The 25,803-nt window shown below is 46.2% G+C and carries 22 protein-coding genes; 11 read left to right on the forward strand and 11 right to left on the reverse strand.

Going from position 1 to position 25,803, the window contains the following annotated elements:
- Positions 1-3 precede the first annotated feature (3 nt).
- Positions 4-1,251: a helix-turn-helix domain-containing protein gene (locus ACSW3C_RS08240; RefSeq protein ID WP_486561992.1), complete on the reverse strand. Its 1,248-nt coding sequence runs from the start codon at positions 1,249-1,251 to the stop codon at positions 4-6.
- A gap of 185 nt (positions 1,252-1,436) precedes the next feature.
- On the opposite strand from ACSW3C_RS08240, the gene ACSW3C_RS08245 reads away from it, so the two are divergent.
- On the forward strand, positions 1,437-2,117 hold the full coding sequence (locus ACSW3C_RS08245) for a hypothetical protein (RefSeq protein WP_486561993.1): 681 nt from the start codon (positions 1,437-1,439) through the stop codon (positions 2,115-2,117).
- 61 nt (positions 2,118-2,178) lie between these two features.
- Here the strand turns inward: ACSW3C_RS08245 and ACSW3C_RS08250 are convergent, their stop codons facing one another.
- From ACSW3C_RS08250 to ACSW3C_RS08265, 4 genes are all read right to left on the reverse strand, one after another.
- The gene (locus ACSW3C_RS08250; protein WP_486561995.1) at positions 2,179-2,574 is read right to left on the reverse strand and encodes a VOC family protein; all 396 of its coding nucleotides are present in this window, start codon (positions 2,572-2,574) and stop codon (positions 2,179-2,181) included.
- Positions 2,575-2,907: 333 nt separating this feature from the next.
- A complete protein-coding gene (locus ACSW3C_RS08255; RefSeq protein WP_238080068.1) occupies positions 2,908-3,636 on the reverse strand; it encodes an amino acid ABC transporter ATP-binding protein in 729 nt (242 codons plus the stop codon).
- Positions 3,637-3,649: 13 nt separating this feature from the next.
- A complete protein-coding gene (locus tag ACSW3C_RS08260) occupies positions 3,650-4,282 on the reverse strand; it encodes an amino acid ABC transporter permease (protein WP_486562117.1) in 633 nt (210 codons plus the stop codon).
- 70 nt (positions 4,283-4,352) lie between these two features.
- Positions 4,353-5,180, reverse strand: coding sequence for a transporter substrate-binding domain-containing protein (locus ACSW3C_RS08265; protein ID WP_486561996.1), 828 nt, complete (start codon positions 5,178-5,180; stop codon positions 4,353-4,355).
- A 174-nt stretch (positions 5,181-5,354) separates the two neighbouring features.
- On the opposite strand from ACSW3C_RS08265, the gene mgtE reads away from it, so the two are divergent.
- Positions 5,355-6,713, forward strand: coding sequence for a magnesium transporter (gene mgtE / locus ACSW3C_RS08270; protein WP_486562119.1), 1,359 nt, complete (start codon positions 5,355-5,357; stop codon positions 6,711-6,713).
- A 95-nt stretch (positions 6,714-6,808) separates the two neighbouring features.
- Here mgtE and scpC read toward each other — a convergent pair whose 3' ends face one another.
- On the reverse strand, positions 6,809-8,326 hold the full coding sequence (gene scpC / locus ACSW3C_RS08275) for a succinyl-CoA:acetate CoA-transferase ScpC (RefSeq protein WP_486561997.1): 1,518 nt from the start codon (positions 8,324-8,326) through the stop codon (positions 6,809-6,811).
- 203 nt (positions 8,327-8,529) lie between these two features.
- Complete coding sequence (locus ACSW3C_RS08280) at positions 8,530-9,174, reverse strand: LytTR family DNA-binding domain-containing protein (protein ID WP_486561998.1); 645 nt, start codon at positions 9,172-9,174, stop codon at positions 8,530-8,532.
- 135 nt (positions 9,175-9,309) lie between these two features.
- On the opposite strand from ACSW3C_RS08280, the gene ACSW3C_RS08285 reads away from it, so the two are divergent.
- Complete coding sequence (locus tag ACSW3C_RS08285; RefSeq protein WP_238080064.1) at positions 9,310-9,939, forward strand: CBS domain-containing protein; 630 nt, start codon at positions 9,310-9,312, stop codon at positions 9,937-9,939.
- Positions 9,940-9,984: 45 nt separating this feature from the next.
- Here the strand turns inward: ACSW3C_RS08285 and ACSW3C_RS08290 are convergent, their stop codons facing one another.
- Positions 9,985-11,214 (reverse strand): MFS transporter, encoded by a 1,230-nt coding sequence (locus tag ACSW3C_RS08290; RefSeq protein ID WP_486562120.1) that lies wholly within the window; start codon positions 11,212-11,214, stop codon positions 9,985-9,987.
- A 297-nt stretch (positions 11,215-11,511) separates the two neighbouring features.
- Here ACSW3C_RS08290 and ACSW3C_RS08295 point away from each other — a divergent pair, with 297 nt between their 5' ends.
- The 5 genes from ACSW3C_RS08295 to ACSW3C_RS08315 all read left to right on the forward strand — a co-directional run bounded on the left by ACSW3C_RS08295 (position 11,512) and on the right by ACSW3C_RS08315 (position 18,883).
- Positions 11,512-13,941 (forward strand): EAL domain-containing protein, encoded by a 2,430-nt coding sequence (locus tag ACSW3C_RS08295; RefSeq protein ID WP_486562000.1) that lies wholly within the window; start codon positions 11,512-11,514, stop codon positions 13,939-13,941.
- Positions 13,942-13,977: 36 nt separating this feature from the next.
- Positions 13,978-14,703: a hypothetical protein gene (locus tag ACSW3C_RS08300; RefSeq protein WP_486562001.1), complete on the forward strand. Its 726-nt coding sequence runs from the start codon at positions 13,978-13,980 to the stop codon at positions 14,701-14,703.
- Positions 14,704-14,922: 219 nt separating this feature from the next.
- Positions 14,923-16,224 carry a uracil/xanthine transporter gene (locus ACSW3C_RS08305; protein ID WP_486562003.1) on the forward strand — a complete coding sequence of 434 codons (1,302 nt, stop codon included), beginning with the start codon at positions 14,923-14,925 and terminating at the stop codon, positions 16,222-16,224.
- Between the two features lie 39 nt (positions 16,225-16,263).
- Positions 16,264-18,201, forward strand: a complete 1,938-nt coding sequence (locus ACSW3C_RS08310; RefSeq protein ID WP_486562004.1) for a GTP-binding protein — start codon at positions 16,264-16,266, stop codon at positions 18,199-18,201.
- Between the two features lie 85 nt (positions 18,202-18,286).
- Positions 18,287-18,883 carry a DUF6434 domain-containing protein gene (locus ACSW3C_RS08315; protein ID WP_486562006.1) on the forward strand — a complete coding sequence of 199 codons (597 nt, stop codon included), beginning with the start codon at positions 18,287-18,289 and terminating at the stop codon, positions 18,881-18,883.
- Here the strand turns inward: ACSW3C_RS08315 and ACSW3C_RS08320 are convergent.
- Together ACSW3C_RS08320 and ACSW3C_RS08325 are read right to left on the reverse strand one after the other, a co-directional pair.
- A complete protein-coding gene (locus tag ACSW3C_RS08320) occupies positions 18,861-19,472 on the reverse strand; it encodes an SAM-dependent methyltransferase (RefSeq protein ID WP_486562007.1) in 612 nt (203 codons plus the stop codon). The genes ACSW3C_RS08315 and ACSW3C_RS08320 overlap by 23 nt on opposite strands.
- A 110-nt stretch (positions 19,473-19,582) precedes the next feature.
- Positions 19,583-19,924 (reverse strand): thioredoxin family protein, encoded by a 342-nt coding sequence (locus ACSW3C_RS08325; protein ID WP_486562008.1) that lies wholly within the window; start codon positions 19,922-19,924, stop codon positions 19,583-19,585.
- Positions 19,925-20,158: 234 nt separating this feature from the next.
- Between ACSW3C_RS08325 and ACSW3C_RS08330 the strand changes: the two genes are divergently transcribed.
- On the forward strand, positions 20,159-20,314 hold the full coding sequence (locus ACSW3C_RS08330) for a hypothetical protein (RefSeq protein ID WP_486562009.1): 156 nt from the start codon (positions 20,159-20,161) through the stop codon (positions 20,312-20,314).
- Between the two features lie 553 nt (positions 20,315-20,867).
- On the opposite strand, the gene ACSW3C_RS08335 is transcribed toward ACSW3C_RS08330, so the two are convergent.
- Positions 20,868-23,924 (reverse strand): efflux RND transporter permease subunit, encoded by a 3,057-nt coding sequence (locus ACSW3C_RS08335; protein WP_486562011.1) that lies wholly within the window; start codon positions 23,922-23,924, stop codon positions 20,868-20,870.
- A gap of 194 nt (positions 23,925-24,118) precedes the next feature.
- Here ACSW3C_RS08335 and ACSW3C_RS08340 point away from each other — a divergent pair, with 194 nt between their 5' ends.
- Both ACSW3C_RS08340 and ACSW3C_RS08345 read left to right on the forward strand, forming a co-directional pair.
- Positions 24,119-24,907, forward strand: a complete 789-nt coding sequence (locus ACSW3C_RS08340; protein WP_486562013.1) for a class I SAM-dependent methyltransferase — start codon at positions 24,119-24,121, stop codon at positions 24,905-24,907.
- Between the two features lie 22 nt (positions 24,908-24,929).
- Positions 24,930-25,787, forward strand: coding sequence for a helix-turn-helix domain-containing protein (locus ACSW3C_RS08345; protein WP_486562014.1), 858 nt, complete (start codon positions 24,930-24,932; stop codon positions 25,785-25,787).
- Positions 25,788-25,803: the final 16 nt, after the last annotated feature.

Below are 25,803 nucleotides of genomic sequence, written 5' to 3' on the forward strand. Positions count from 1 at the left end.
AATTCAACTCCCATCTAGAATTAATTCGTAATAGTAAACTGCTTTTTTATACTTCCCCTTACCAGCATAAAATTTTGCAAGTCGTTTCGCGTAATCTTTCCATTCAGCTTCATTACACCTTCTCATAAAGACATCAATAGCCGTCTTTAATGCATGTTCCAATGCCTGTACATCATTATTACATAAGGCATGAAAAACATTGAAATGTGTTTCATAGTACTCTCTCTTTTTCTTGCTTAATTTAGATAGTAGATGATAACCTTTGTTCAGCCAACGAGAGGTGTTCTCATACTCCTTTCTTCGCTCATATTCAATAATTAATGATAGGATACTATACATTAATTCAAGCGGCTTCTCCTTATAGTTGATGGCTTCTTTAAAATGATAAATAGCTCTCTCCGTCTCTCCAATTTCGGAAAAAACATCCCCTATGTTTTGGTGTACAATTCCTAAGAATGATCTCTGACCATTTTCTAGACAAATCTGTTCAGCGAGTTCGAACGTGTCAAGCGCTTTTAAAGGCTCTCCATTCTTTTTATGAGCAATGCCGCAAACAATATGGCATTCTACAACTCTCCTTATCGCCATGATTGATTGAAAATAATGTAGAGCTACCCTTGCCTGTTCTAATGCATTATATTGATCCCCGTTCGCAATAAATGCCACTGATTGGGCATAAGCAAAATCCGCACGTTCATACGATGATAATTGCAATCTCTCCATTCTTAACGTTGCTTCCGCATATACTTCTAAACATTCTTGAAATTGACCACTCGTATACAATGCCATTCCCCGCATTTGATAAATACGGAACATTTGAACAGGAGTCAATTCAGGTTGCAAATTAAAATAAGCAGATAGACTATGCAAAATGTCATTGCCGTTTCTTACAACAAATTGCATTCGTAAAATCAATAATTCCACGTCTATGCGTGTATGAAAATCAAATTGACCGTTCCTCAGCACCTCAGACATCTCACAAATTAATATAGAAGCACTCTCACCATCTCGAAAATTCACTGCTCGCGCACAACGATTCTCAAAATCTGTCATACCCCTAATTTCATGTTTTTCCTCTGTTAGTACTAACCCTAACCGAGCCTCCAAGAGAGATTTAATATCATCACTTACTTGTACTTTTCCATTCTCTATTCTGCTTAAATGGGATGTCGAGCAAATCCCTTTCGCCAACACCTCAAGCTTCAAATTTTGTTTCAGACGTTCAAGTTTAATTAATGCTCCTACCGTCATAATAATCACCTTTGGTTATAATTAACAATAGGTTACCATGTAAATGGAAGGAAGTGAAGGGAAATCACAGTATTTTTCTCGCTAGTTTAAATAGGTTGATTAATTTTATTAGTATTACTGGACTATATTCCAATTAAATGAAATAATCTAGCTAACTGTAAATTAATTAGAAAAGAAGGGCCGCTATGAGAAAATATAAAAAGTTGGGCATTGCTCTCGTCCTCTTGTGCAGTTCGCTGGGTATCTATTATTTTTCCACTACCAATTCATGTATGCGGAATGCCCCCTATTACAATTCCTTTTTATTCGTCACTCAGCCGCTGCCCAATAGCAATTTTGAAGTGAGTCAAAATGTAAGTAATGAAGCGGTTGATAAAAGTGAATACAAGCGGTTTAAACAGACGGAAAAGGCGATGAAGGTGTTTGGAAAGTATGTGCCGCTGACAAAAGATGAGTCGTATCTTGTTCAGTGCACTTTTGGAGAAGTGACGTATTCGGATGGGGAGCCGGTGCAGTTTACGCATTATGTTGAGTATCGGGATGATATTAAAATGGATGTCCGTAAAGGGGCTAAATGGGAATATGACAAGGTGCTTATGTTCGGAACGTATTATTATCGTGTCAGTAAGGAACCTTTCGGCTATTCTTTGGCAGTCTCGGGACAAGAAGATGTTAGGACCATTCTTTTAGATGATGGAGTGGAAGCACTTGTTACTCGAAATCTAGTGGAATGGAAGGATGATCGGTTTTATTATCAACTCTTTATTAGAAACGGTTTTTATTCCGATACCGCGTTAGCTTTTTTGGTCAATTCCTCTAGAGCTAATATTAGTAACGTGCCTGAATGGGTGAATGAGATTAAATGAACTTGGTTCTAGAACAAGCCACAAATTCGTCCAGCTACATTTTGCGGCTTGTTCCTATCATTCAGCCTTCTGGCCAACCGCTCCAAATGTCTAGTTTATTGCCATCTAAATCGTATAAATAAAAGTTTGATCCGCATTCCTGCTGATCTTGAACCTCTGTAACGCTGACCCCGTTCTTCGATAATTGCTTGTGCAGCTCATGAAGTGACTTCACTTCCATAGTGAGGATGCATTGTTCCTGTCCCCCAATCTCTGTGAAGTTAGCATGAATTGGTTCTTTGGCCTTTATTAGAAATAGGGATTGGCCAGATTCCAGCGAAAGTTGGGCTTGTACGGCATCCGGTGCTATTGGTGCTGAAATAGTTAGGTTCAAGTTGGTTTGATACCATTCCACTGATGCAGCAGGGTTTTGGACAGGCAAGTAGACCGTTTCAATTCTTTTTACGACTGTTTTCATGACAGCCACCTCCCTTTTCATTTTTAAGCAGGATAAACAGATCGATCTCAATTCCACTCCTGTTAGTATTCATCCCAATACTCAGTACCCGTCTCCCTTTGCAGGCAGTAGATGTTTCATAGCTTTTTCATAATAGCTTTATTGCCTTACAAATAGGAACACACCCACCTCCTCCTGGCATTCACACTTCAGAAAGTTGACTGTAAATTATTGATTCCCCCCCCTTTCTACTGCCTCTTATTTCTCTATTCAAACAGGAAACCCTTCTTTGAAAAAAAGCAGCCTCCCCATGTAAAAGGAAAGCTGCTTCTCTCTTTATCCGATATGATAGCTCTATTTCACATCTACCATCTCTAAAAACTGCCGTGTCCGTTCATTCGATGAGTGATTAAAGAACGTTTCTGGATCTGCATCTTCGATGATACACCCTTTGTCGAGCATGATGACGCGGCTGGCGACTTCTCGGGCGAATTTCATTTCATGTGTCACGACGACCATTGTCATGCCTTCATTTGCAAGGTCCTGCATGACTTGTAAAACTTCCCCGACGAGTTCAGGGTCGAGTGCCGATGTCGGTTCGTCGAACAAGAGCGCTTTCGGTTCCATTGCCAGAGCTCTGGCAATCGCAACCCGTTGTTTTTGACCGCCTGACAGCTTGTTCGGGTAGACATCGGCCTTGTCAGACAAGCCTACTTTTTCAAGCAGTTCGCGCGCAAGCTGTTCTGCTTTGGACTTGTCCATCTTTTTGACGATCATCGGCGCTTCTATAATATTTTCGAGTACGGTTTTATGCGGAAACAGGTTGAAATGTTGAAAAACCATTCCGACTTCCTCGCGTACCTTTGGCAAGTTATCCTTCTTCCGGTCGATTTTCCGGCCATCAATGAAGATATTGCCCTCTTGCGCCTTTTCCAGGAAGTTCAGGCAGCGGAGCAACGTACTTTTCCCCGAGCCGCTGACGCCGACCAGTACGACCACTTCGCCTGGGTGTATCGTCAAATCAATTCCTTTCAGCACTTCCAGTTTGCCGAATCTTTTATGGAGATTCTCTGTCTTAATCATGTTGTTCCCTCCCTCACGATTTCTCGACATTCAATTTGTTCTCGTACAGTCGGAGCAATCCGGTAAAGATGAGAACGAGGACGAGATAGTAGAGTCCGACAACCATGAATGTCTCAAATGGCATGAAGGATGATGCCGCTTCGCGGTTCGCCAATCCGAACAGCTCCGTGACACCAATGACATAGACGAGGGATGAATCCTTCAGCGTAATAATGAATTGATTGCCAAGTGGCGGAATGGCACGGCGCAATGCTTGCGGGAAAATGATCCGCTGCATCGCTTGGCTCCGATTCATTCCAAGTGCCAAACTTGCTTCCCTCTGCCCCCGGTCAATTCCTTGGATGGCTCCCCTGAAAATTTCAGCGATGTAAGCCCCGTTATGGACGCCAAGCGCTATGGCCCCCGCCCAAAAATTAGATAGGACGATGATCGATGTGATCCCATAGTATAAAAACATGATCTGAACGATCAGCGGGGTTCCCCGAATGACCGAAATATAGATATTGGCAATTGCCTGCAAAATTTTCGATCTTGATATTTTCATTAATGCGAATAAAATCCCTAAAACAGTTCCCAATACTAATGCAACAGCTGTTATTTTTAACGTGACGAGTGCCGCTTTCAAGAAGCCTTCGTACGTCCGCATGAATACTTCATATATAGTTACTAATGTTTCTGGCACGGGTCACACCCTCTTTCCATTCACAAGTCTTTTGTTATTCAAGTAGTTCCGCATCCTGCAAGTCAAGTTCCAACAGATTTCGCTTGAACCATTTTTGGGAAATCTCTTCGTACGTACCATCATCGATGATTTCCTTCAATGCTTTATCAATTTCATCACGTAATTTATCATTATCTTTGCGAACGGCAATGGATGGCTGTTCGACCCAAAGCGGATTGCCGACTTCTTTAATAGCAAACCCGTTATCCTTCGCTTCAAATCCGACGATGTCAGAGGTAATGACGGCATCCAGGCGGTCTTTTACCGTTAAGTCTTTCAATGCGACAACATCACTGCTGTAATATTGAATATCATCGGAAAGAGTTTTAGCCGGTTCTTCATAAGTCGATTGCGCGACGACGCCAATCTTCTTACCTTTCAAGTCTTCCGGAGACGTGATGTCATTGTTGTCTGCAGATACCCAGATCATGCCTCCCGAATAATAGTAAGGCTCTGTAAATGCGGCTTGTTCCGCCCGCTTTTTGGTGTAGGCCATCGACCCGATGATGGCATCATATTTTTTAGCGACCAATCCTTGCAGAATCGTTTCAAATGGATTTGTTACCGGATTCGGCTCCAATCCCATTTTTTCGGCGATCGCTTTACCAATCTCCACGTCAAAGCCCGTCAGTTCCCCATTCTCTTCAAAGTTAAAAGGTTTATAAAGTCCACTTGCGGCATATGTCAACTTCCCTTTATGTACGAGCTCATAGCCTTCTTCTGTCGTAGTTGCGCTCCCCTTATCCTCTTTTTTCGTTCCGCACGCTGTCAGCACCAGCATGACCGCGGCTAAGATAACTACCCAATTCTTCATTTTACTCATGATGAGTCTCCCCTTTTGTTCCGGCATTTCACCGTTTTTTAGGTCACTAACTCACTTTCCCTATTGTTCTCTGACTAAACATATAATTTTTGAGATTGTTTTCTTCGCAGATATTTAGGGAAGAAGGGCTTGTAAGAGTTTCATTGAGTGAATAGTAAAAGTGAGGTGGAGCAAATGCCAGTGAATGGGAACCGGGATGAAATCTCACGAGCGCTCATTCAGCTGCTGAGAGAAGGAAACAAAGACAAATTCAAAAAAGCAATTGAAGAGCTGCCTCCGTTTGAGGTTGCGGCCCAATACCGCTGTCTCCCGAAAAAGCGGCGTCCGCTATTTCTTGAAATCATTAGTACAGAAAATGTGGTTACGCTGCTTCGGTATTTAACAAAGAATGAGCAACTGGATGTGCTGAAAATAATTGGCCCGAAACGTTCGTACGATTTGCTCGATTTGATGAAGAGCGAGGATTTGTCCTATCTGCTGTCTGACCTGCCCGATAAGGAAATCGAGCATCTGATTGCAGAATTGCGACAAGAGGAAAAACGAGATATACGGAAGATGATGAAGTATCCGAAACGTTCGGCCGGACGAATCATGACGAGCCGCTATGTTTGGGTGCATCAATCTTATTCCGTGGGAAAGACCATCGACAAACTAAAAAACTTCAAGGAGTTCGCCCACTATTTAAACTACGTCTATATTATTACTGACGATAAAAAACTGGCCGGCGTCTTATCCTACCGGGATTTATTGCTCGCCAAACCGGACGACTGCGTGAAGGACATCATGACATCAGATGTAATGAGTGTACACGAGACGACCCAGCAGCGGGATGTTGCAAAAATGATTGGGAGATATGATTTTGTTTCCCTTCCGGTAGTGAACGATCAAAACGTTCTCGTCGGCATTATTACAGCGGACGATGTACTTGATATTGTCGTTCGGGAAGCGAATGAAGACATCGAGATGCTGTTTGCCTCAGGTAAGTCAATCGATTTTAACACACCTCCATTCATCGCTGCGTATCGCCGCTTGCCTTGGCTCATACTTCTATTGTTCATTGGCCTCGTCTCTGGAAGTATCATTTCTAAATTTGAAGATACATTAGAAGCAGTCGTCGCATTGGCCTTTTTCATGCCCATGATTGCAGGAATGACCGGGAATACAGGAACCCAGTCGCTCGCTGTCGTGGTACGGGGACTCGCCTCTGATGACATGGATTTGAAGAGGGGATTGAAACTGGTCTTCCGAGAACTGATTGTCGGCGTTCTTCTCGGGGGCGTCTGCGGTGCCGTCATTTCTGTCATCGCTTATATTTGGCAAGGTAGCTTCACTCTCGGCCTCGTCGTCGGTTCTTCCCTCGTCGCCACACTGATCATTGGTACACTCGCTGGAACCGTCATTCCACTTATTTTAAATAAATTCAAAGTGGACCCCGCAGTGGCATCCGGACCGTTGATCACAACCATTAACGATATCCTGTCATTGCTCATTTATTTTGGCATCGCTACGATGTTTATTTCAAAACTGATGTGAGATCGTGAATGCACATGCAAAAAGGAGTCCCGCGAACGGGACTCCTTTTCATCTACAGGTAGGTAATATGTCAACAGGCTTTCACCTGAAGGCACTCATTGTGCTGTTTCTTCCACTTTCGGACGCATCGTGCCATGTTCCATAAGATTCAAATGCCAGGAGAACGCCTTTTCAAGGACATGCGGCGTATGCCCGCCACGCCCGAGCGCTTCCTCGTAATATGCCCAAAGGGGTTCACGATAGTCGGGATGCGCACAGTTCTCGATGATCAACCCGACCCGCTCCCGCGGGGCAAGCCCACGTAAATCAGCATAGCCGTGTTCTGTTACGATGACATCAACATCATGCTCCGTATGGTCGACATGTGAAACGAACGGCACGATACTCGAGATATCGCCGCCTTTAGCGACTGACTTCGTCACAAAGATTGCAAGTCTGGCATTTCGTGCAAAGTCGCCGGAGCCGCCGATGCCATTCATCATTTTCGTTCCTGTCACATGCGTTGAATTGACATTCCCATAAATATCAAGTTCAAGCGCTGTATTAATCGAGATCAAGCCGAGGCGGCGAATGATTTCCGGATGATTGGAAATTTCCTGTGGCCGCATAACAAGTTTGTCCCGATATTTTTCAAAATTAGAGAAGACCTGTTCCATCTTCTCTTGTGACAATGTAATGGAAGCGCATGACGCAAAACGGACTTTTCCGGCGTCTATCAAGTCAAATACAGCATCCTGCAACACTTCGGAGTAGACTTCCAGCTCCTCGAATTCAGAGTGCAGCATCCCATGAAGTACCGCATTCGCCTGTGACCCAATGCCGGATTGCAAAGGTGCCAGCTTATTCGTCAATCGTCCCGCCTTTATTTCTGAACGGAGGAATTCGAGAAGATGTCCCGCCATCATTTGCGTCTCTTCGTCAGGCTGCGTGATCAGCGAAGGGGAATCTTGCTGGTTCGTAAAGACGATGCCTTTGATTTTTTCCAACGCTACAGGAATCCCGATCGAACCGATCCGGTCATCTGTCTTAGCCAGCGGAATCGGCTGACGTTCGCCTTGCTTGCCTGGATCATACAGATCATGGACGCCTTCTAATTCCGCAGCATGCGCTAAATTGATTTCAATGATAACTGACTTTGCATGCTGGGCGAACGAATAAGAATTGCCGACGGACGTTGATGGAATCACCATTCCGTCCTCCGTAATTGCAACCGCTTCCAATATCGCGAAGTCAATCGAGTCAATAACATTGGAACGAATCCATTCAGCCGTATGCGATAAATGATGATCGCAGAATAGTACGTCCCCTTCGTTAATGCTCCTGCGCATTGCTGGCTCCGCTTGGAAAGGCAACCGCTTATGTACAATTCCCGCTTCGGCAAAAAGCTTATCAATATCCGAACCAAGGGAAGCTCCTGTGTAGACATTTACTTTAAATGTTTCCGTTTCCGCCCGTTTTACTAATGCCATCGGAACTGCTTTGGCGTCACCCGCCCGAGTAAACCCGCTAAGTCCAAGCGTCATCCCGTCCGAAATCCATGATGCTGCCTCTTCGGGGGACACGACCAAGTTTTTCAATTCATCGATTCGAATCCGATCCATTTGCTGCCCCATACCGCCTTGCCCCTTTTCGTAACTTTTAGATAATCGTAAATCTATCGTACCGCAACCGCTTTCACGATAGGGGAATGGGGCGCATTTAAGGAAATATGAAGACGAATCGGGACAATTTCGGGGTTAAGCAGAAGATTTTTGTTTTTATGCCCTGCAGGCGGATTGAGGAAGTGTTCGTAACAAACCGCCGCAGGAAGAGATTATTAGAACCCGAGCATTTTTCGGAAGTAGCTGGAATAGGATTGACTGACCGGAATCTTTGCCCCGTTCGCCATTCCAAGCACAAATGTCGAATGGGTATCGGGATAGATCTCCTTTATGTGATGGACATTCACAATGAAGGAACGGTGGCAGCGGACAAACAAATCACGCGGCAAACTGAACTCGAAGTTTTGAAGTGAATTCTTATGCGTGCCTGTCAGCTGATCGGCAATGACGTATGTTTTTCGGTCCTTTACTTCAATATAATGCACATCACCGAACGGAACAGGGACCCAGCCATCTTGCGTCCGGATTGTAACGACGGACTTCCCCTCCGTAAACGCCGGATAAATCGCAACAACGCACCCCGCAAGCTCACCTTCTTGATGGAACGGCACCGCCATCCCTTGGTAAGGCACCCCGAAGACATCCCGCTGGATAAACTCGGACACCCGCTGATCCTCGTGGAGCGCCTTGTACGCAATCGTTCCTTCTTTTACGGGATCGCCCGGTTTTATTTTTAAATCGACTCGCTTACTCGGCCGATAATAGACATATTCCTTCGTATTCGCCACGACGATGGAAATCTCGTCTGCGAACAAATCCCCCATGACATCTAGGAGGGCCGCATGATGCAATGTTTCCATTTGGATAACTCCTTTTCCTCTGAACCTATACAAATAGTATAAATTCACTTGTCAAAGAATCAAGCTCTCACTTATAATAAATTTTAATCAATATTTTGATTTAACTGAAATGACTGTAGATAAGGGGGAATGACGATGCATATTCGAGACTTGACGCTGGAACGTTTAGCAGTGGCAACGGTTTCTATTGAAGAGACTGTAAAAGATGCATTGAAAAAAATTAATGAAACGGGGTACCGTTGCATACCAGTTGTAGACCGGCAGGATGCCTACAAAGGAATGCTATACAAAGTGGACTTGATCGAATACCTCTACGAAGAGAAGGGGGATGAGCAATCATCAATCGATTCTCTCGTCAAGCATGCGGATATCTTTATTACAGAAGACGAGTCCTTCTTAAATGCACTTTTGCAAATTAAGGCATTGCCATTTATCAGCGTCGTAAAAGACGGGAAGCTATTTGGCATTTTAACACACAATAAAGTCGAAAGCGTACTGGAAGATGCGTTTGGATTAAAAACAGGCGGCATTAACATCACCCTCGCTTCAACAGAGGCAAAAGGAATGATCAACCGTCTGACGAAAACCCTGCGTGACGACAATATCGAAGGCTTGCTAACACTCGATAACGGTTCCGCCCTCGCACGCCGTGTCGTCATTACTCTCGAAGATACACGAAGCGATGAGGAAGTCGCCAAACTTCGTGAAAAGCTGGAGAAGAACGGTTTCCGCATTCTGCAGGTTTCCAGATTGAATAAAAAATGAGCATAGAAAAGCGCCATCCATTTATTTGGATGGCGCTTCTTATTATTATCGCGCGGCAAGCTCTGATTCAGGTTTGGGGACGAGATAAAGAATCGTTCCACCTATGATAAACAAGATGACCAAACTGAAAACACCATATGCGGAACTGCCTGTTAGCTGGGCCGTGACACCGAGCAACAAAGGACCCATTACAGACGCAAATTTACCAAAAATATTATAGAATCCGAAAAACTCGTTCGCTTTTTCCTTCGGCACGAGCTGCGCATAATAAGAACGGCTCAATGCCTGAATGCCGCCCTGCGACGAAGCGACTAACATAGCCAATATCCAGAAGTCGAGCGTCGTTTCTAGGAAAAAGGCGTACACACACACTGCGATATAAACAAAGATGCCGACATAGAGCATTCGCTTCACAGAAAACTTCTGAGCCAGCCGGCCATATAAAATAGCAAACGGCGCAGCAACAACCTGTGTAACAAACAAGATGATTAGAAGACTTGTTGCGTCAATGCCCAAGTCCGTCCCATACGCGGTCGACATGGAAATGATGGTGCCTACCCCATCGATATAGAAAAAGTACGCAAGCAGAAACAGGAAAACCGTCCGATACTTGCGGATTTCTTTAAATGTCGCTCCTAAGCGGCGAAAACTCCCCGCCAACAGTCGGGGCTCCCGTGCAATCCCGTACTGTTGCACAACATTTTTAAGCATTGGAATCGTAAAGCTGAACCACCAGATACCTGTGATGACAAAGGCAATCCGGCTCGCCGTGGACGTTCCGATCGGCAGCACACCCTTCTGCGCCAGCAGAATAACTGCGATGCTTATAATAAACGGAATGGTACTCCCGATATACCCTAGCCCAAAGCCCCTAGCTGACACATCATCCATTTTATCTTCCGATGTTACATCCACAAGAAAGGCGTCGTAGAATATATTCGCCCCATGAAAGCCTACCGCCGTGATTGTATATAAAACAAGTAACATGAACCAATTGTCTCCGGGCACGAACGCTAATGAAACGGTCGATAGCGAACCCAATAAGAAAAAGGCGAAGAAAAACTTCTTTTTTAATCCTTGGTAATCTGCAATTGTGCCAAGAATCGGGCCGATCATCGCCAGGATGAACGTTGCAATGGCCACCGTGTAGCCCAAATAAGCCGTCGAATGGGCCAGGCTCACTCCCGCATCAGTCGCCACTGCTTTGTAGTACAGCGGAAAAACTGCTGTCGTGATGATAATGGAATAAGCTGAGTTGGCCCAATCATAGTACATCCAACTCTTCTCCGTTTTCGTATATTTCTTTTTCAAAATGCTCCCCCTTCCCTCTTACTCTCAGTTTACAATCAAAACGACCAGAACAGTAGAGAAAACTTGTTTTTATTTGTAAAAATTCCGTCAATCTTCTTCCAGACTGCAAGTAGATAACGAGATAGTAAGATGGTATAATCGGATAAACTACAAATAAGAAAAAGGTCATTATGATTTCATAAAAATTATATATGAATTATCATTCATAGTGCCAACGGATCACTTGCATTGCCACCCTTCTAGTGGAAAGGAATAGAAGCTATGATTATAGAGGAATTAAAAAAGCATCCATCTATTTATCTGCTCGTCAATCAAAAATTTTGCATATCCACGGCAGACCGGGACGGGATTCTTCTTCATGTAAACGAAAACTTTTGTACTCTTTCGCAGTATGATGCATCTGAATTGATTGGAAAAGATTTTGGTTTATTAAACCCCGACTATGATAAAGACATATTCTTTGCCGAGATGAACGAGGCTTTTCTGAACAATCGCTACTGGCATCGCAAAATTAAAAGTGTGGCAAAAGACGGTTCCCCCTACTGGGTGGAGGCGATCATTTCCCCCATCTTTAATGAGCAAGGTGAATTTGATGGGTTTATTTCCGTAGATACCGACGTGACGGCATCGGAACTCACAAGCGAGCAATATATCGAGACTGTCGAGAATCTACGGAATATCGAAAATGCACTCGATCACTCTTCAGTCGTGGTCATTACCGATCCAAAAGGTGTCATCACGTATGTGAACGAAAAGTTTTGCATGCTATCGCAATACTCAGAAGCGGAATTGATCGGCAAAACACACCGCGTCGTCAACTCGGGCTTTCATCCAAAAAGCTTTTTCCAAGACATGTGGGAAACGATTGGAAGCGGACGAGTCTGGCAAGGAGATATCCAAAATCGGGCGAAAGACGGGTCGCTCTATTGGGTGGCGACCACTATCGTCCCCTTCTTGGATAAAGAAGGGATGCCAGTTCAATATATTTCAATCCGCCACGACATCACTGCACGGAAGCATGCTGAGCAATCACTTGAAATTGCACTGCTCAATGACTTTAGGCAAACTGTTAAAAATCTGCAAAATGCGATCTTCAAATATAAGCAGGATGAAAGCGGATCCATCATGTTTACGTTAATGGAAGGAAAAACTGCTGAGAAATTAGGGGTTACAGCTGATTCGATAAATAACGGAAAACTTAACGGGGAGTACGGCGAAGAAGAACTATCACGGCTCTCTCAAATGTTTCATCAAGCACTGGCTGGCGAAACCGTTCAATTCGAGCTTCCCTTTTCATCTATGACATTTCTTGTTTACCTCTCCCCTATTTTTAGAGAGGGACAAGTGGAGGTAGTGGTCGGCACGGCGATCGACATTACCGAACGCATGGAAGCGGAACGGGTCATTGAACATATGGCCTATTACGATTACCTGACCGGATTGCCAAACCGGCGGATGCTCCAGGAACAGGTGGCAGATTGGATCCAATATGCACAAGAGTGCAACTCAGAATTTGCCTTGCTCTTCATGGACTTGGATCGATTTAAAATGATCAACGATACGCTAGGGCACCATGTCGGGGACGAATTGTTACAAGCCGTCGGCGAGAGATTATCTCTCTCTGTGGGGGAAAAGGATTTTGTTGCACGGCTAAGCGGTGATGAATTTGTCGTCCTCGTTCGTTCAGGCGATCGCCCTGCAGTGCAAGCCATTGCTGAACGAATCGTGGAGGATCTGTCTTATCCGTACCTGCTGGGGCAGCACGAAGTCTTCGTGGCGCCAAGTATTGGCATCAACTTCTACCCGGCAGATGCCACGGATTACAATACCCTGATGAGAAATGCTGATTCCGCGATGTATCTGGCAAAGGAATCCGGTCGAGGCACCTATCAATTTTTCACAAAACAACTGCACGACGAATTAGTAGAGCAAACCATGGTAGAAATGGAATTGCGGCAAGCCTTGCAGCGCAATCAATTATCTCTTGCCTACCAGCCCCAATTTGATTTGAAAACGGGCCATATGAAAGGAATGGAAGCCTTGCTCCGCTGGCATCATCCAATACGCGGCTTTATTTCACCCGCCTATTTCATACCGATTGCAGAGGATAACGGATTCATCCTGCCAATCGGCGAGTGGGTGCTGAAAACCGCCTGCCGCGACGCAAAAGAATGGCAGCAGCAAGGCTTGCCACCTATGCGGGTCAGCGTCAACGTTTCCATCCGGCAATTCAGGCAGCCTTCTTTCGTATCCGACGTCAAAGCAATTCTGGACGAAACAGGACTCGAACCGCGATACCTCAACTTAGAAATCACCGAAACCATCATGTCCGATGTCCACCATGGCAAACTAATTTTGCAAGAACTGCGCAATCTGGGCGTCAACGCTAGCATCGACGACTTCGGAACAGGCTACTCCTCCTTGATCTATTTAAGTAAATTTCCACTCACTCACTTAAAAATCGATCAAGCATTTATTCGCGAGCTGGACGAAAACAACACAATGATCGTCAAAGCCATTATCGACCTTGCCAAAAATCTGAATCTGCAAGTCGTCGCAGAAGGCGTCGAAACCGAAGACCAAGCCCGCTTCCTCAACAAGCTGCACTGTGACGAAGTCCAAGGCTACCTGTACGCCAAACCCCTCTCCAAAGCAGACTTTACCCGCTTGCTGGAGGAACAAAAATATTAAAATTGAGCCGCGCCCTCTATTGCAGGGGCGGCTTTTTTGATGGAGCAACCGGGTTGGCAGAATTATCGGATGCGGAGCCTTGTAATGAACGGCAGCTCCACGATTGATTGGTTGGGAGATACGAGGGGTTCGCGGCATTATTCGAGTCGTCACGGGATTATACGAGCGGTTGGCAACAGGATACGAGAGGTTACTGGCATTATTCGAGCGGTCACAAGATTATACGAGCGGTTGGCAACTGGATACGAGAGGTTACTGGCATTATTCGAGCGGTCACGGGATTATACGAGCGGTTGGCAGCAGGATACGAGAGGTTGTGGGCATTATACGAGCGGTTACGGGATTATACGAGAGGTTGGCAACAGGATACGAGAGGTTACTGGCATTATTCGAGCGGTCACGGGATTATACGAGCGGTTGGCAACTGGATACGAGAGGTTACTGGCATTATTCGAGCGGTCACGGGATTATACGAGCGGTTCGCAGCATTATACGAGAGGTTACTGGCATTATACGAGCGGTCCCCAGAGTATACGAGAGAATTGTAGAAGATACGAGCGGTCACGGGATTATACGAGCGGTTGGCAGCAAGATACGAGAGGTTGCTTGAATTATACGAGCGGTCCAGCGAAAGGCACGGGACTAGAACTTTATATGCGGCAGGACTTGAATCGAAGAAGATCAATCCGCGGCAAACCGCCATGTACCGGAACACTCCATTCCGCGCTGAATGCTTTTGACCATTTAGGCTTTGTTCCATAGATACTGCAGACGGGCTTATGCGCCATCTTGGTATGCTGAAGATGTGATGCGAGCACGCATGCACCACTGACCCAACGTTAAAACACCTGTCCTCGTTTTCACTGAACCTTCTAATTTATCTATCATTATATAGTCAGGCGGAATACTTTTATGGTATAGTAGCACCTAATTAATTGTTTCGTAACCTAGAGTAAGTGCTTGGGGAGGTTGGTGTTATGCATGAAGGCTAGTCAATCCGTTACACTGCTGGCGGGCTTTCAATGGTTGTTTTTCATGTTTGCGAATACGGTGGTCATTCCGATATCGATAGGCAGTGCATTTGATTTGGAGCAGGTGGAAATTGTGTCAGCGATTCAGCGATCATTCATCCTTACGGGGTTCGCTTGTGTGCTACAAGGTTGGATCGGCCACAAGCTTCCATTGATGGAAGGACAGTCAGGGCTGTGGTGGGGTGTAATTTTGAGTTTGGCGGGAACCGCAGATGCGCTCGGAATGGAATTGACAACGGTCGGCGGCAGCATTGCGGTGGGCGCCATGATTTCGGGAGCACTTGTAGCAGTTTTCGGGCTGCTCGGCATTGGAGAGTTGTTGAAGAAGTGGTTCACACCAGCCGTCATGTTCGTGTTTCTTTTATTGCTAGCCAATCAATTGATTTCTATCTTCCTGAAAGGGATGGTCGGTTTGAATGAAGGGTCTGTCATTGATATGAAAATGGCCGGCTTTTCCTTTCTGCTCGCTACCTTCACGATCCTCATCCATGTAAAGGGCAAAGGTATAATCAGCCGGTTGAATCTTTTGATCGGCATGGTGGCGGGCTGGGTGGCGTCTTCTTTCTTTTTCCCGTCAGAAGCGGAGGAAGCGATACATACGACGCCATTCCTTCAGTGGTTTCCCTGGGGCGAACCGGCATTAGAGTGGGGCATTGTCCTGACTGTCATTATGGCGGGGTTGTTGAATACGACGAATACGGTCGCTACCTTAAAGGAATCCGAGGATCTATTCGGCAAAGTGACAACCCGTTTTCAATATAAGTCTTCTTTCTTTTTTACAGGAATCCTGACAACCTTATCCGGAATGCTTGGTCTTGTCCCCTTTGCGCCGTACGCCTCTTCTCTTGGCTTCCTCCAGTCGACCGGCATTCGTGAACGCACTCCTTTTTTTCTTGGGGCCGCCTTATTCATTATTCTAGGTCTCTCCCCTTCCCTGACAGCTTTCTTTTCCACCATCCCGCACAGTGTGGGCAACACTGTCCTGTTCGTCGCTTATTTGCAATTGTTCCGTTCATCGCTGCGCAATATCGAAGGGTTATCATTTGATCCAAAAACGGTGTATCGAGTCGCTTTGCCGGCACTCGTCGGCCTTGCCGTCATGACCTTCCCAGTATCGGTATTTTCCCCCTTGCCGGAACTCATCCAGCCTTTACTCTCGAACGGGCTGCTAATGGGCATTCTATCTGCACTCATATTAGAACTCTTCTACTGGTTCGGACCACGGATCAAGCGCTTGCCACTCCATAAATGAGTTATAATGGAGGGAAGCTGAAACGACGAGGTGTACACGATGTTTAAAACGATAGGAATTCTTGCGCATGTCGATGCGGGCAAGACAACATTTTCCGAGCAGTTGCTCTTTCACACGAACAGCATCCGGACGCGAGGACGGGTCGATCATCAGGATACTTTCCTCGATAACCATGAAATCGAACGGAATCGCGGCATCACCATCTTTGCGGAGCAAGGAAATTTCACATACAACGATTCCATTTATACAATTATTGACACTCCAGGCCACGTCGATTTTTCATCGGAAATGGAACGGGCCATTCAAGTAATGGATTTTGCCATCGTTTTGATCAGCGCAGCCGATGGCGTGGAAGGACATACCGAAACGGTTTGGCAACTCCTGCAGAAACATCGGATTCCGACCTTCTTTTTTCTCAATAAAATCGATCGGGAAGGCACCGATATTCCTGGCATCTTAAATGAAATGAGCATGTCCTTTACAACCGAACTTCTGGATTTATCCCAATTAAAAGACGGGGCCTTAACTAACGAACTCATCGAGTTTATTGCAGAAAGAGACGAAGAGCTTTTGGAGCGTTATATGGATGGGGAGTATGATGAGGCTGCATGGATGAATGCACTGAAGCGCACGGTTCGGGAGCTTCAAGTTTTCCCGTATGGCTGCGGCTCCGCATTAAAAGATATTGGCATCCAGGAATTTTTGGACGCTTTCGACCGCCTGACGGAGACGAATTATTCCACGGAAGGCGAACTGGCAGCCCGAGTCTATAAAATACGACATGACGAAAACGGCAGTCGGGTAACGTTTTTAAAACTGATGCGCGGTACGCTCCGTGTGCGTGATGAAATTACTACCGCTACAGCGGTTGAAAAAGTGACCCAATTGAGACGCTATAACGGGAAGAAATTTACGAATGATGATCATGCAATTGCCGGTGAATTGATTGCCGTGACAGGGCTGGCGGAACCCGCCATCGGGGATGGAATTGGTGCATTGCAGGACTCCGCTTCCTATGATTTGATTCCTACATTGCGATCCAGCGTCCGTTTTGATTCATCTATTCCACTGAAGGATATGCTGCACGCCTTTCGCACACTCGATGCGGAGGATCCATCCTTGCAAGTCGTATGGAATGAACATGTCCAGGAATTGCATGTCCATGTGATGGGCGTCATTCAGCTTGAAGTGCTGAAGCAAGTTGTTCGTGACCGGTTCGGCTACGACATTGATTTCGGCCAGCCGACTATTCTTTATAATGAAACAATCTCAGCACCTGTGAACGGCTACGGGCATTTTGAGCCGCTCAAACATTATGCGGAAGTACATCTTAGAATCGAACCAGCAGAACGGGGTGCAGGCATTTCCTTTGCGAATGAATGCCACGCAAACGACTTGTCCGTGGGCAATCAAAACCTGATCAAGCATCATATCTTTGAACAGGATCATCATGGCTTATTGACAGGTTCGGCACTTACTGACGTGAAAATCACATTGCTGACCGGAAGAGGCCATAATGAGCATACATCCGGGGGCGATTTCCGGGAAGCCACATTCCGGGCTTTGCGACAAGGGCTTGAGAAAGCGGACAATATCTTGCTTGAACCGTATTATGATGTGAAAATCAAAATAGACATGGATCACATCGGACGCGTCCTTTCGGATATCCAACAGGCGCACGGCACGTTCGATCCTCCTGAAACACTCGGGGATAAAACCATCATCACGGCCCGGGTCCCCGTCGCCACCTTCATGGATTACAGCACGGTATTCGCTTCGTTCACGAATGGCAAAGGCGCGATGACACTAAGGTTCAGCGGCTACGATGCCTGTCATAATCCAGAAGAGGTCATTGAGCGGATTGGCTACAATAAAGATGCCGATCCAGAGTACACGTCGTCCTCCATTTTTTGCGCCAAAGGGAAAGGCTACGCCGTTCCATGGGAGGAAGCAGAGGACGCGATGCATTTATTATGAGATCAGGCCACCTTTCCGCGAGGTGGCCTTTTCTGTATTGAATAAAACGAACTTGTGTTCTATTATATGAAGAGGAGGTGAGATTATGAGACCCATCTTACATACAGATCTTTCAGTGGAAGAGTTTTTGAATTATTACTGGCTAAAAGCAGAGCTTCAGGAGTTTTGCAGAGGAAACGGACTGAGCGCGGCAGGATCAAAAGGAGAAATTACTGACCGTATCAGTACATTCCTGCGAACCGGTGAAATTATGAAACCGATGCGACAGGCAACTGCTCGGCCAAAACAGAAAGAGCAAAAAGAATTGAACCTCGAAACGGTCATTACAGAAGACCACAGATGCAGCCAAAAGGTACGGGCCTTTTTCAAAACGGTCATCCCGGCGTTTCATTTTTCGACGTTCATTCAAAATTACTTCAAGCAAAACATCGGCAAAACGTATCGTGATGCAGTGACCGCTTGGCACGAGGAGGAGGATCGAAAAAAAGATCCTTCCTACAAAAAGGAGATCGCTCCCCAGTTTGAATACAATCGATTTATACGAGATTACTTCGCCGATCCGAATAATAAGGGCAAAAGTCGGGCAGAGGCCATTGCAGCCTGGGACAACTGCAAACGCTTGCCGGGAACCCGTACATACCGGCCAGCCTCTTTACACGTTACGCCTGAAGCCGATAAATGAGGAAGCGCTCGTCCTCATCATTTTCATAAATACCACCTAGTTTGATTTCTTTGAGCAAATCAAAGGCCGTTTTGGTTTCAAGGTATTGCACGTAATCCATCGATGGATAATACAAAATGAGATCGACCGGCCGCCCGTGCTCCCCAACCGATTCCAATATGCGGCCGACGACCTTAGTGAAAACTTGCACGGAAAACGGATTGAAGAAATAGAAACGATTATCGGTCAGTTCCACTTCAAATGTCTCCGCGTAGCAGCGCTCAAAATGGAGCTGCCCATCCTTTTTCTTTTGTGACTTGCCGCGATAATGAGATAAATTCGTCAAGGCATCCTCGTACAGTCGGCCATTCATCTCAATCCCGGTCACTTTACAGTGGAACCGATGGTGCACGTAAAAGGAGACCCGTCCCTTGCCACATCCGTAATCGACGAATCCATCTGATTTTTGAAACTCATATTCGCGGAACAATTCCTCTAACGCATCATACGGAGTGGCTTCATACCGGTTATAGTGCGGCGACTGACTTAGCAATTCAAGCGTTCCCTCTGTTTTGATACGGAGTTGATTGTCCATTTCCTTGGCATTCATGACAGGCGCCCCCTTTCTCCTTCTCATTGTACAGATGAAACCGTCTGCCGGTCGAGCCTCGGGCAATAAAAAAAGCGCTTGGAATTTTTCATTCCAAACACTTCTGTAAATCATAGGACTTCTTCTAGAAAATCTAGGAAGTCTTGGCGGTTTAAATAGCCAATATACGTTTTGACGACTTCACCATTTTTGAAAAGATACAACGACGGGAAAGCGACGATGTCGTATTTTACTTGTACCGGGTTTGATTTCGCTTCAAAGTCTTCATATGTGACCCAGTGTTTAACGAACTTGACTTTATCGGATAAATCTTCTGCCACATCTTCTAAAACCGGTTCGAATGCTTGGCATGGACCGCATTCATCTGTAAAGAAATCAACAAATACCGGTAATTCACTTTCCAATACTTCTTTTTGAAAATCCTCTGCTTTAACTGTTAATACGTGAGACATTATATTTCCCCCTATTCCAAAATCACTTTGAGTGTTTCCTTGAATCCGGATTTCTCAATACTTGTACTCTAACGGGAATTGAAACGGACTACAATAGAGTGCGTTAAAGTCATCCTTTTTTAGGTTAATTCGGTCAGGTGGCACAGCTTTCCTGGCATTTGCCGTTCATATGGCTTCTGTAGCTATTATTTTGTGAGGGCTTAAACGTAATGATTTGGCTCCCGTAGCTTTTATTTGGCGCGGGTCAAAGGTTTATCTGGAATTAAACCGGGTTCTGGCGTTCAAACCGTTTATCTGGCGTTCGTCCCGATTTTCTGGCGTTCAGACCGTTTATCTGGCGTTCGTCCTGATTTTCTGGCGTTCAAACCGGTTTTCTGGCGTTCGCCCTGATATTCTGGCGTTCAGACCGGCTTTCTGGCGTTCGTCCTGATTTTCTGGCGTTCAGACTGGCTTTCTGGCGTTCGTCCCGATTTTCTGGCGTTCAGACCGGCTTTCTGGCGTTCGCCCCGATTTTCTGGCGTTCAGACCGTTTATCTGGCGTTCGGCCTGATATTCTGGCGTTCAGACCGGTTTTCTGGCGTTCGGCTTGATATTCTGGCGTTCAACTCTGCTTTCTGGCGTTCGGCCTGATATTCTGGCGTTCAGCCCGGTTTTCTGGCGTTCGGCTTGATATTCTGGCGTTCAACTCTGCTTTCTGGCGTTCGGCCCGATATTCTGGCGTTCAGACCGGTTTTCTGGCGTTCGTCCTGATATTCTGGCGTTCAACTCTGCTTTCTGGCGTTCGGCCCGATATTCTGGCGTTCAACTCTGCTTTCTGGCGTTCGGCCCGATATTCTGGCGTTCAACTATTATTAGGCACCCCCTGACGTAACTCACTCAAGTGAACAAGAACCAAACAAACCCCTGCCTGCACAAAATGGCAGGCAGGGGCTAGAAGATGTAGTTATTTTACAAATTCCGGCACGCTTTTCGTTAGCGCTTTGTCTGTCACCTTCTCCGTTTCTTTCACGGCGGCCACTCGTCTAGTGACAAGACGGTACACTGCAGGAATTAACAGCAAGGTGATGATGGTCGCGAACAGCAATCCCGAGATAAGTACCGTCGCGAGCGGTGCCTGGTAATTGCCGGATGCACCGGATGCCAGAGCGAGCGGGAGCATGCCGCCTACTGTTGTCAGTGTTGTCATGAAGATGGGACGGATCCGCTGCTTCCCTGCTGCGACAAGCGCTTCCTCCACTTGCATGCCTTCTCTTCGTAATTGATTCGTCCGGTCTATGAGCAGGATGGCATTGTTCAGGACGATGCCGATGAGCATAATGACGCCCATTCCGGATAATAAATTGAGTTCTCGCTGCGTCAGGAAGAGGCCAATGATGACTCCGATAATGGCCATTGGAATGACGGACATGACAATCAGCGGATGACCGAGATGATTGAATTGGACTGCCATGACGAAGTAGACAAGGAACATAGCGATGCCAAGCACGATTGCCATTTCCATCATCAGCTCCTGTTGTTGCTCGATATCACCGCCTGCGTCGATTGCATAGCCAGCTGGCAGATCGAACGCATTAATTACCTTTTGGACGTCCCGATTAATCGTTCCTAAGTCTTTGCCTTCGATATCGGCGCCAATTGCGATAAAACGCTCTCCATCCAAATGTGTGATTTCTTTTGGTGTCTTAACCGATTTGAATTCAATTAATGAGGAGAGCTTCATATCTCCCGCCACTGTCGGAATCTCCATGTTCAAGACATCATTTGTGGAGTTTGTTTTGGTTGCCCATCTGACCATCAGAGGGATTTGTTCCTCGTTATAGGCCATTTCACCGACAGGCATGTCAATGAACGCTTGCTGTAGAAATTGTTTCACCTGCATCCTAGTTAATCCCGCTTCTTCAATTGCGGAATCCTTTAAAACGACCTGTTGCTGCGTCTGGCTGTTTTCCATGGAATCCGTGATGCCGACAAGCCCATCGATAGCTGAGAGTTTTTTCGTAAAATCCTTCCCGATTGATTGCAGCTTCGAGTAGTCTTCCCCTTTGATCATCACTTGGACAGGTGCCCCGCCTGGACCATCCATTGCACTTTGGACATTCTTGATTGGCGTTTGCTCCGTTAATGAACGTAATGATTTTAGAATCTCTTCATTCACTTCTTTTTGTTCTGTCTTGATCGCATCGCCTTTTGTCATATTAATTATTCCGATGAGCAGATTCCCATTGTCTATAATGAACGTAGAGTCTACATCGTCAATTGAGCCTAACTGCTGTGACACTTTTTGCACGACTTGCTCTTTGTCATTGCCTTCCACGCCAGGTTCCAATTCGATGAGAATTTCCGAATATCGATTGAAGATATCCGGCATGACGGTCATCGGGATTTTATTCACTAGCGTTAGCGAACCTCCAAACAAGAGTAGGAATAGGAAAATGACAAGACCGCTTCTCCACTTCTTACCGACAATCCAGGAAATCGAGGCGCCGTACTGCCTCAGGACCTTGCCCTCCGCCTTTCCTTTCGTCGATTTTCGGTAGCGCAAAAACCGTTCCGACAGTGTAGGAATGATTGTGAAAGCGACAAGGACGGAGCTAATCAATGTCACCGCCACGACGATGGACAAAATAATCATAAACTGCCCCATATCTCCTCCGATAAAACCAATCGGCAGGAACACGACAATCGTTGTCAGCATGGAGGAAATGACAGCGCCCGCGACCTCTTTCGTTCCAACCAGCACTGCATCGAGTTTGCCTAAACCGATTTCCTTTTGCCGATAAATGGACTCCAAAATGACAATCGAGGAGTCGACCATCATGCCGATGCCAAGCCCGAGACCGATGAGTGTCAGCATATTCAAGCTATAGCCCAGCAGGTAGACCGTCAAAAATGTCAGCAAAACAGACGTCGGGATGGAGATGCCGATAATAAGCGTCGCGCGGACGTTTCGCAGAAATAGCAATAAGATGGCTACCGCTACAATACTTCCGATCAAAATATTATCTGCCACGCCATCAATTGATTCCTGGACGAAATCGGCTTGCGCCACCATTTCATTCAACTCAAAGTCTTTGACCAGCCCTTCCTCCTGAATTTTATCCACTTCCGCCCGGACAGCCTTTGCCATATCGAGCTGAGTCGCACCATTCGCCCTGCCAATCTGAATGAAAATCAAATCTTTAGAGCCGTTCTTCCATACATACGATGCATTTTCAAGCGGCTCAATGGAGATCGAAGCGATATCGCCAAGAGGGATGTTCCCTGTAGCGGTCGGTATCTCCACTTTACGCAAGTCCTCTACATCCTCCACTTTTGTTTGCCAGCGAAGCAAGGAGCCATTCCCATCCTCAGCCTTCAGCTCACCAAGCGTCATTTCCGAATTGCCTTCCGAGATGCTTCCGATTACATAAGAGGCATCTATACCGAGCTCCGCCATCTTTTTACGATCCAATTGGATAGACACTTCCCGCTCCACCGTGCCTGATACATTGACTTCCTGTACTTCTTTCAAGCTTTCCAATCTAGGTTTTAACACTTGCCGTGCGAAAGAGGACATTTCCTCCATATCACCGCCGGAAGCTTCCATGAAGAACTCATACCCTTGACGCACCCCATATTGGCCCGTGTATGCTTCTTTGATTTCCGGATGCTCCGCCCGGAGGCTGCTCACAACCCGCTCCACTTCCTGTATGGCTTCCGCTCCTTTTCCTCTGGCGAAAACCATATCCAACTGCGTGCCACCAAGCTTTGTTGAGGACTGGACCTTCTCCACATCCCCGAGCGCCAGCAATTTCTGTTCCAACGTGTTAGTAATTCGCTCTTCCACGTCGATCGCCGCCATATCCCCCGCCTCGATGACGATATATCCACCATCCGTTCCGACAGATGGCATGATTTCCTTATCGAGCCGGAAAACAGCCAAGACCCCTAACAAAATAATCATGGCGGATAATAAACCGACCAACACCTTTTTCTGTACGATGCTTTCTAAAATTTTCACAAGTAAACCCCTTCCATTCATAATCAACTGACTGAGATAACCGTACCACCTGCGGCCACCGCTCTATAACGAGCCCCCGTCCGATTTCTCATTCAGCCTTAGGTCGTAGATTCAGATAAGTAACACTTTCTCGTATAATGGGTCTACTCAGAAAGGTGCTTTCCAGTTAAGATTAGGGAAAGGAGGGGTTCGATATGGAAGTGGATTTTGGTAAGGTGGCGAAAAGTTACGCGCAATCTAGAAATGACCTGCCGGCTGAACTGGTATCCAGCTTGCACACAAGAGGCGTGGATTTTTCCAAGAAACGAATTGTAGATTTAGGTTCAGGAACAGGCGTACTTACACGTCTCTTGCACGACCAAGGAGCCTATGTCACTGGTATTGAACCGTCTAGCGAATTGATCGCAGAAGCCCAGCGGATCGATGCAGAGAAGGGACAAGAAATTGAGTATGATAATCGATTTTCCGAAGCCACGGGGCTGCCGGATTCTTCCTACGATATGGCTGTTGCGTTGCGCGCCTGGCATTGGTTCGACCGGGAGGCCTCCCTGCGGGAAATCAAACGAATCCTGAAACCGCATGGACAGCTAATTGTCATGGACTCGGGATTCATGACCATCGATCCAATTGTTGCGGAATCCATGGGGATTTTGAAAGACCATGTGACCCCGGGTCTCATCAAACCGGCCGGCTCAAAAGCACAAGCGACCCAGTTCATCAACAGCTTCCCTGTTGAGTGGTTTGAAGAATGGAAGCAGCACGGTTTTGATTTATTGGACACATACAATTTTGAGTACACCGTTTCCTTCACAGCGGCTGAATGGGGGGAAAGGCTTCGTTCCCTTTCCTGGTTTGTAAATCTGAAAGAAGAAGAACGGTTGTCCCTTACTGAAAAAGTCAGCTCAGCCCTTTCCACTGTTCACGGCACTCAGCCTTTCACTATTCGACATCGTTTTTATATCGCCATACTCAGGAATTTATGATAATTAGGTTGGTGCTCGAAACATGAAAAAAGACGAATCGGCCAATTTCATACTTCATGCCAAAAGCGATGAATTCTACTGGGAAGGTGGTGGGCAGCTCTCCATCAAAACCTTTTCTGGAGGACGAGCGCTATACAAGACGGATAAAGGATTTTTCGCCGTCGAGGAGAATCGGTATTTATTGCTGAATGAAGGGGACTATACAATCGCCATTGATGAGGTGCAAGAGGTAGAATCGTTCTGTCTCTTCTTCCGGCATGGTTTTGCCGAGGAAGTTAGCCGGACGCTCACTGACACTCCAGATCAGCTATTGTCCGATCCGTTTCGAGACAAGGAAACGGTTGGATTTTTCGAGAAAACATATGAAATGAATGCAAGCCTCTTCCGCCAACTTCAGGTAATGAAACAGCACTATCCAGATAAGAAACACGACCCGCTTTGGCTGGAGGAGCAGTTTCATCGGACTATGCTTCACCTTGTATCGGCCCACCAGTTTGCGGGGAAAGAGATGCAATCGCTACAAATGCAGCGAACCTCCACGAAAGAGGAATTGTACAGACGGATTGCGATCGCCGATGATTTCATCCGTGCATTTTACAAGGAGCCGATTCAATTACAGGATGTCGCCCAGGCGGCATGCATGTCGACGAACCATCTGTTGCGGTCCTACAAGCAGGTTTATGGCAGAACACCTTACCAGCAACTGGCCGAGCTGCGCATAACAGAGGCGAAGAAACGATTGGTTGCTAATGAATGGACGGTCACCGCCATCGCACACGAACTCGGTTTTCAATCTTCCGCTTCCTTCAGCAAAGCATTTAAACTAGCTACTGGCCACTCACCTCTCGACTATCGAAAAAAGGTGATTTTGGACAAGTAGGCTTCAAAATACTTCT

It is taken from the genome of Sporosarcina sp. AD_1, assembly GCF_057373025.1.

Excerpts from the sequence above, each read along its gene's own strand:
- ACSW3C_RS08240 (WP_486561992.1), bottom strand. The coding sequence starts at position 1,251 with ATGACGGTAGGAGCATTAATTAAACTTGAACGTCTGAAACAAAATTTG.
- ACSW3C_RS08245 (WP_486561993.1), top strand. The coding sequence starts at position 1,437 with ATGAGAAAATATAAAAAGTTGGGCATTGCTCTCGTCCTCTTGTGCAGT.
- ACSW3C_RS08250 (WP_486561995.1), bottom strand. The coding sequence starts at position 2,574 with ATGAAAACAGTCGTAAAAAGAATTGAAACGGTCTACTTGCCTGTCCAA.
- ACSW3C_RS08255 (WP_238080068.1), bottom strand. The coding sequence starts at position 3,636 with ATGATTAAGACAGAGAATCTCCATAAAAGATTCGGCAAACTGGAAGTG.
- ACSW3C_RS08260 (WP_486562117.1), bottom strand. The coding sequence starts at position 4,282 with ATGCGGACGTACGAAGGCTTCTTGAAAGCGGCACTCGTCACGTTAAAA.
- ACSW3C_RS08265 (WP_486561996.1), bottom strand. The coding sequence starts at position 5,180 with ATGAGTAAAATGAAGAATTGGGTAGTTATCTTAGCCGCGGTCATGCTG.
- mgtE (WP_486562119.1), top strand. The coding sequence starts at position 5,355 with ATGCCAGTGAATGGGAACCGGGATGAAATCTCACGAGCGCTCATTCAG.
- scpC (WP_486561997.1), bottom strand. The coding sequence starts at position 8,326 with ATGGGGCAGCAAATGGATCGGATTCGAATCGATGAATTGAAAAACTTG.
- ACSW3C_RS08280 (WP_486561998.1), bottom strand. The coding sequence starts at position 9,174 with ATGGAAACATTGCATCATGCGGCCCTCCTAGATGTCATGGGGGATTTG.
- ACSW3C_RS08285 (WP_238080064.1), top strand. The coding sequence starts at position 9,310 with ATGCATATTCGAGACTTGACGCTGGAACGTTTAGCAGTGGCAACGGTT.
- ACSW3C_RS08290 (WP_486562120.1), bottom strand. The coding sequence starts at position 11,214 with ATGTACTATGATTGGGCCAACTCAGCTTATTCCATTATCATCACGACA.
- ACSW3C_RS08295 (WP_486562000.1), top strand. The coding sequence starts at position 11,512 with ATGATTATAGAGGAATTAAAAAAGCATCCATCTATTTATCTGCTCGTC.
- ACSW3C_RS08305 (WP_486562003.1), top strand. The coding sequence starts at position 14,923 with ATGAAGGCTAGTCAATCCGTTACACTGCTGGCGGGCTTTCAATGGTTG.
- ACSW3C_RS08310 (WP_486562004.1), top strand. The coding sequence starts at position 16,264 with ATGTTTAAAACGATAGGAATTCTTGCGCATGTCGATGCGGGCAAGACA.
- ACSW3C_RS08315 (WP_486562006.1), top strand. The coding sequence starts at position 18,287 with ATGAGACCCATCTTACATACAGATCTTTCAGTGGAAGAGTTTTTGAAT.
- ACSW3C_RS08320 (WP_486562007.1), bottom strand. The coding sequence starts at position 19,472 with ATGAATGCCAAGGAAATGGACAATCAACTCCGTATCAAAACAGAGGGA.
- ACSW3C_RS08325 (WP_486562008.1), bottom strand. The coding sequence starts at position 19,924 with ATGTCTCACGTATTAACAGTTAAAGCAGAGGATTTTCAAAAAGAAGTA.
- ACSW3C_RS08340 (WP_486562013.1), top strand. The coding sequence starts at position 24,119 with ATGGAAGTGGATTTTGGTAAGGTGGCGAAAAGTTACGCGCAATCTAGA.
- ACSW3C_RS08345 (WP_486562014.1), top strand. The coding sequence starts at position 24,930 with ATGAAAAAAGACGAATCGGCCAATTTCATACTTCATGCCAAAAGCGAT.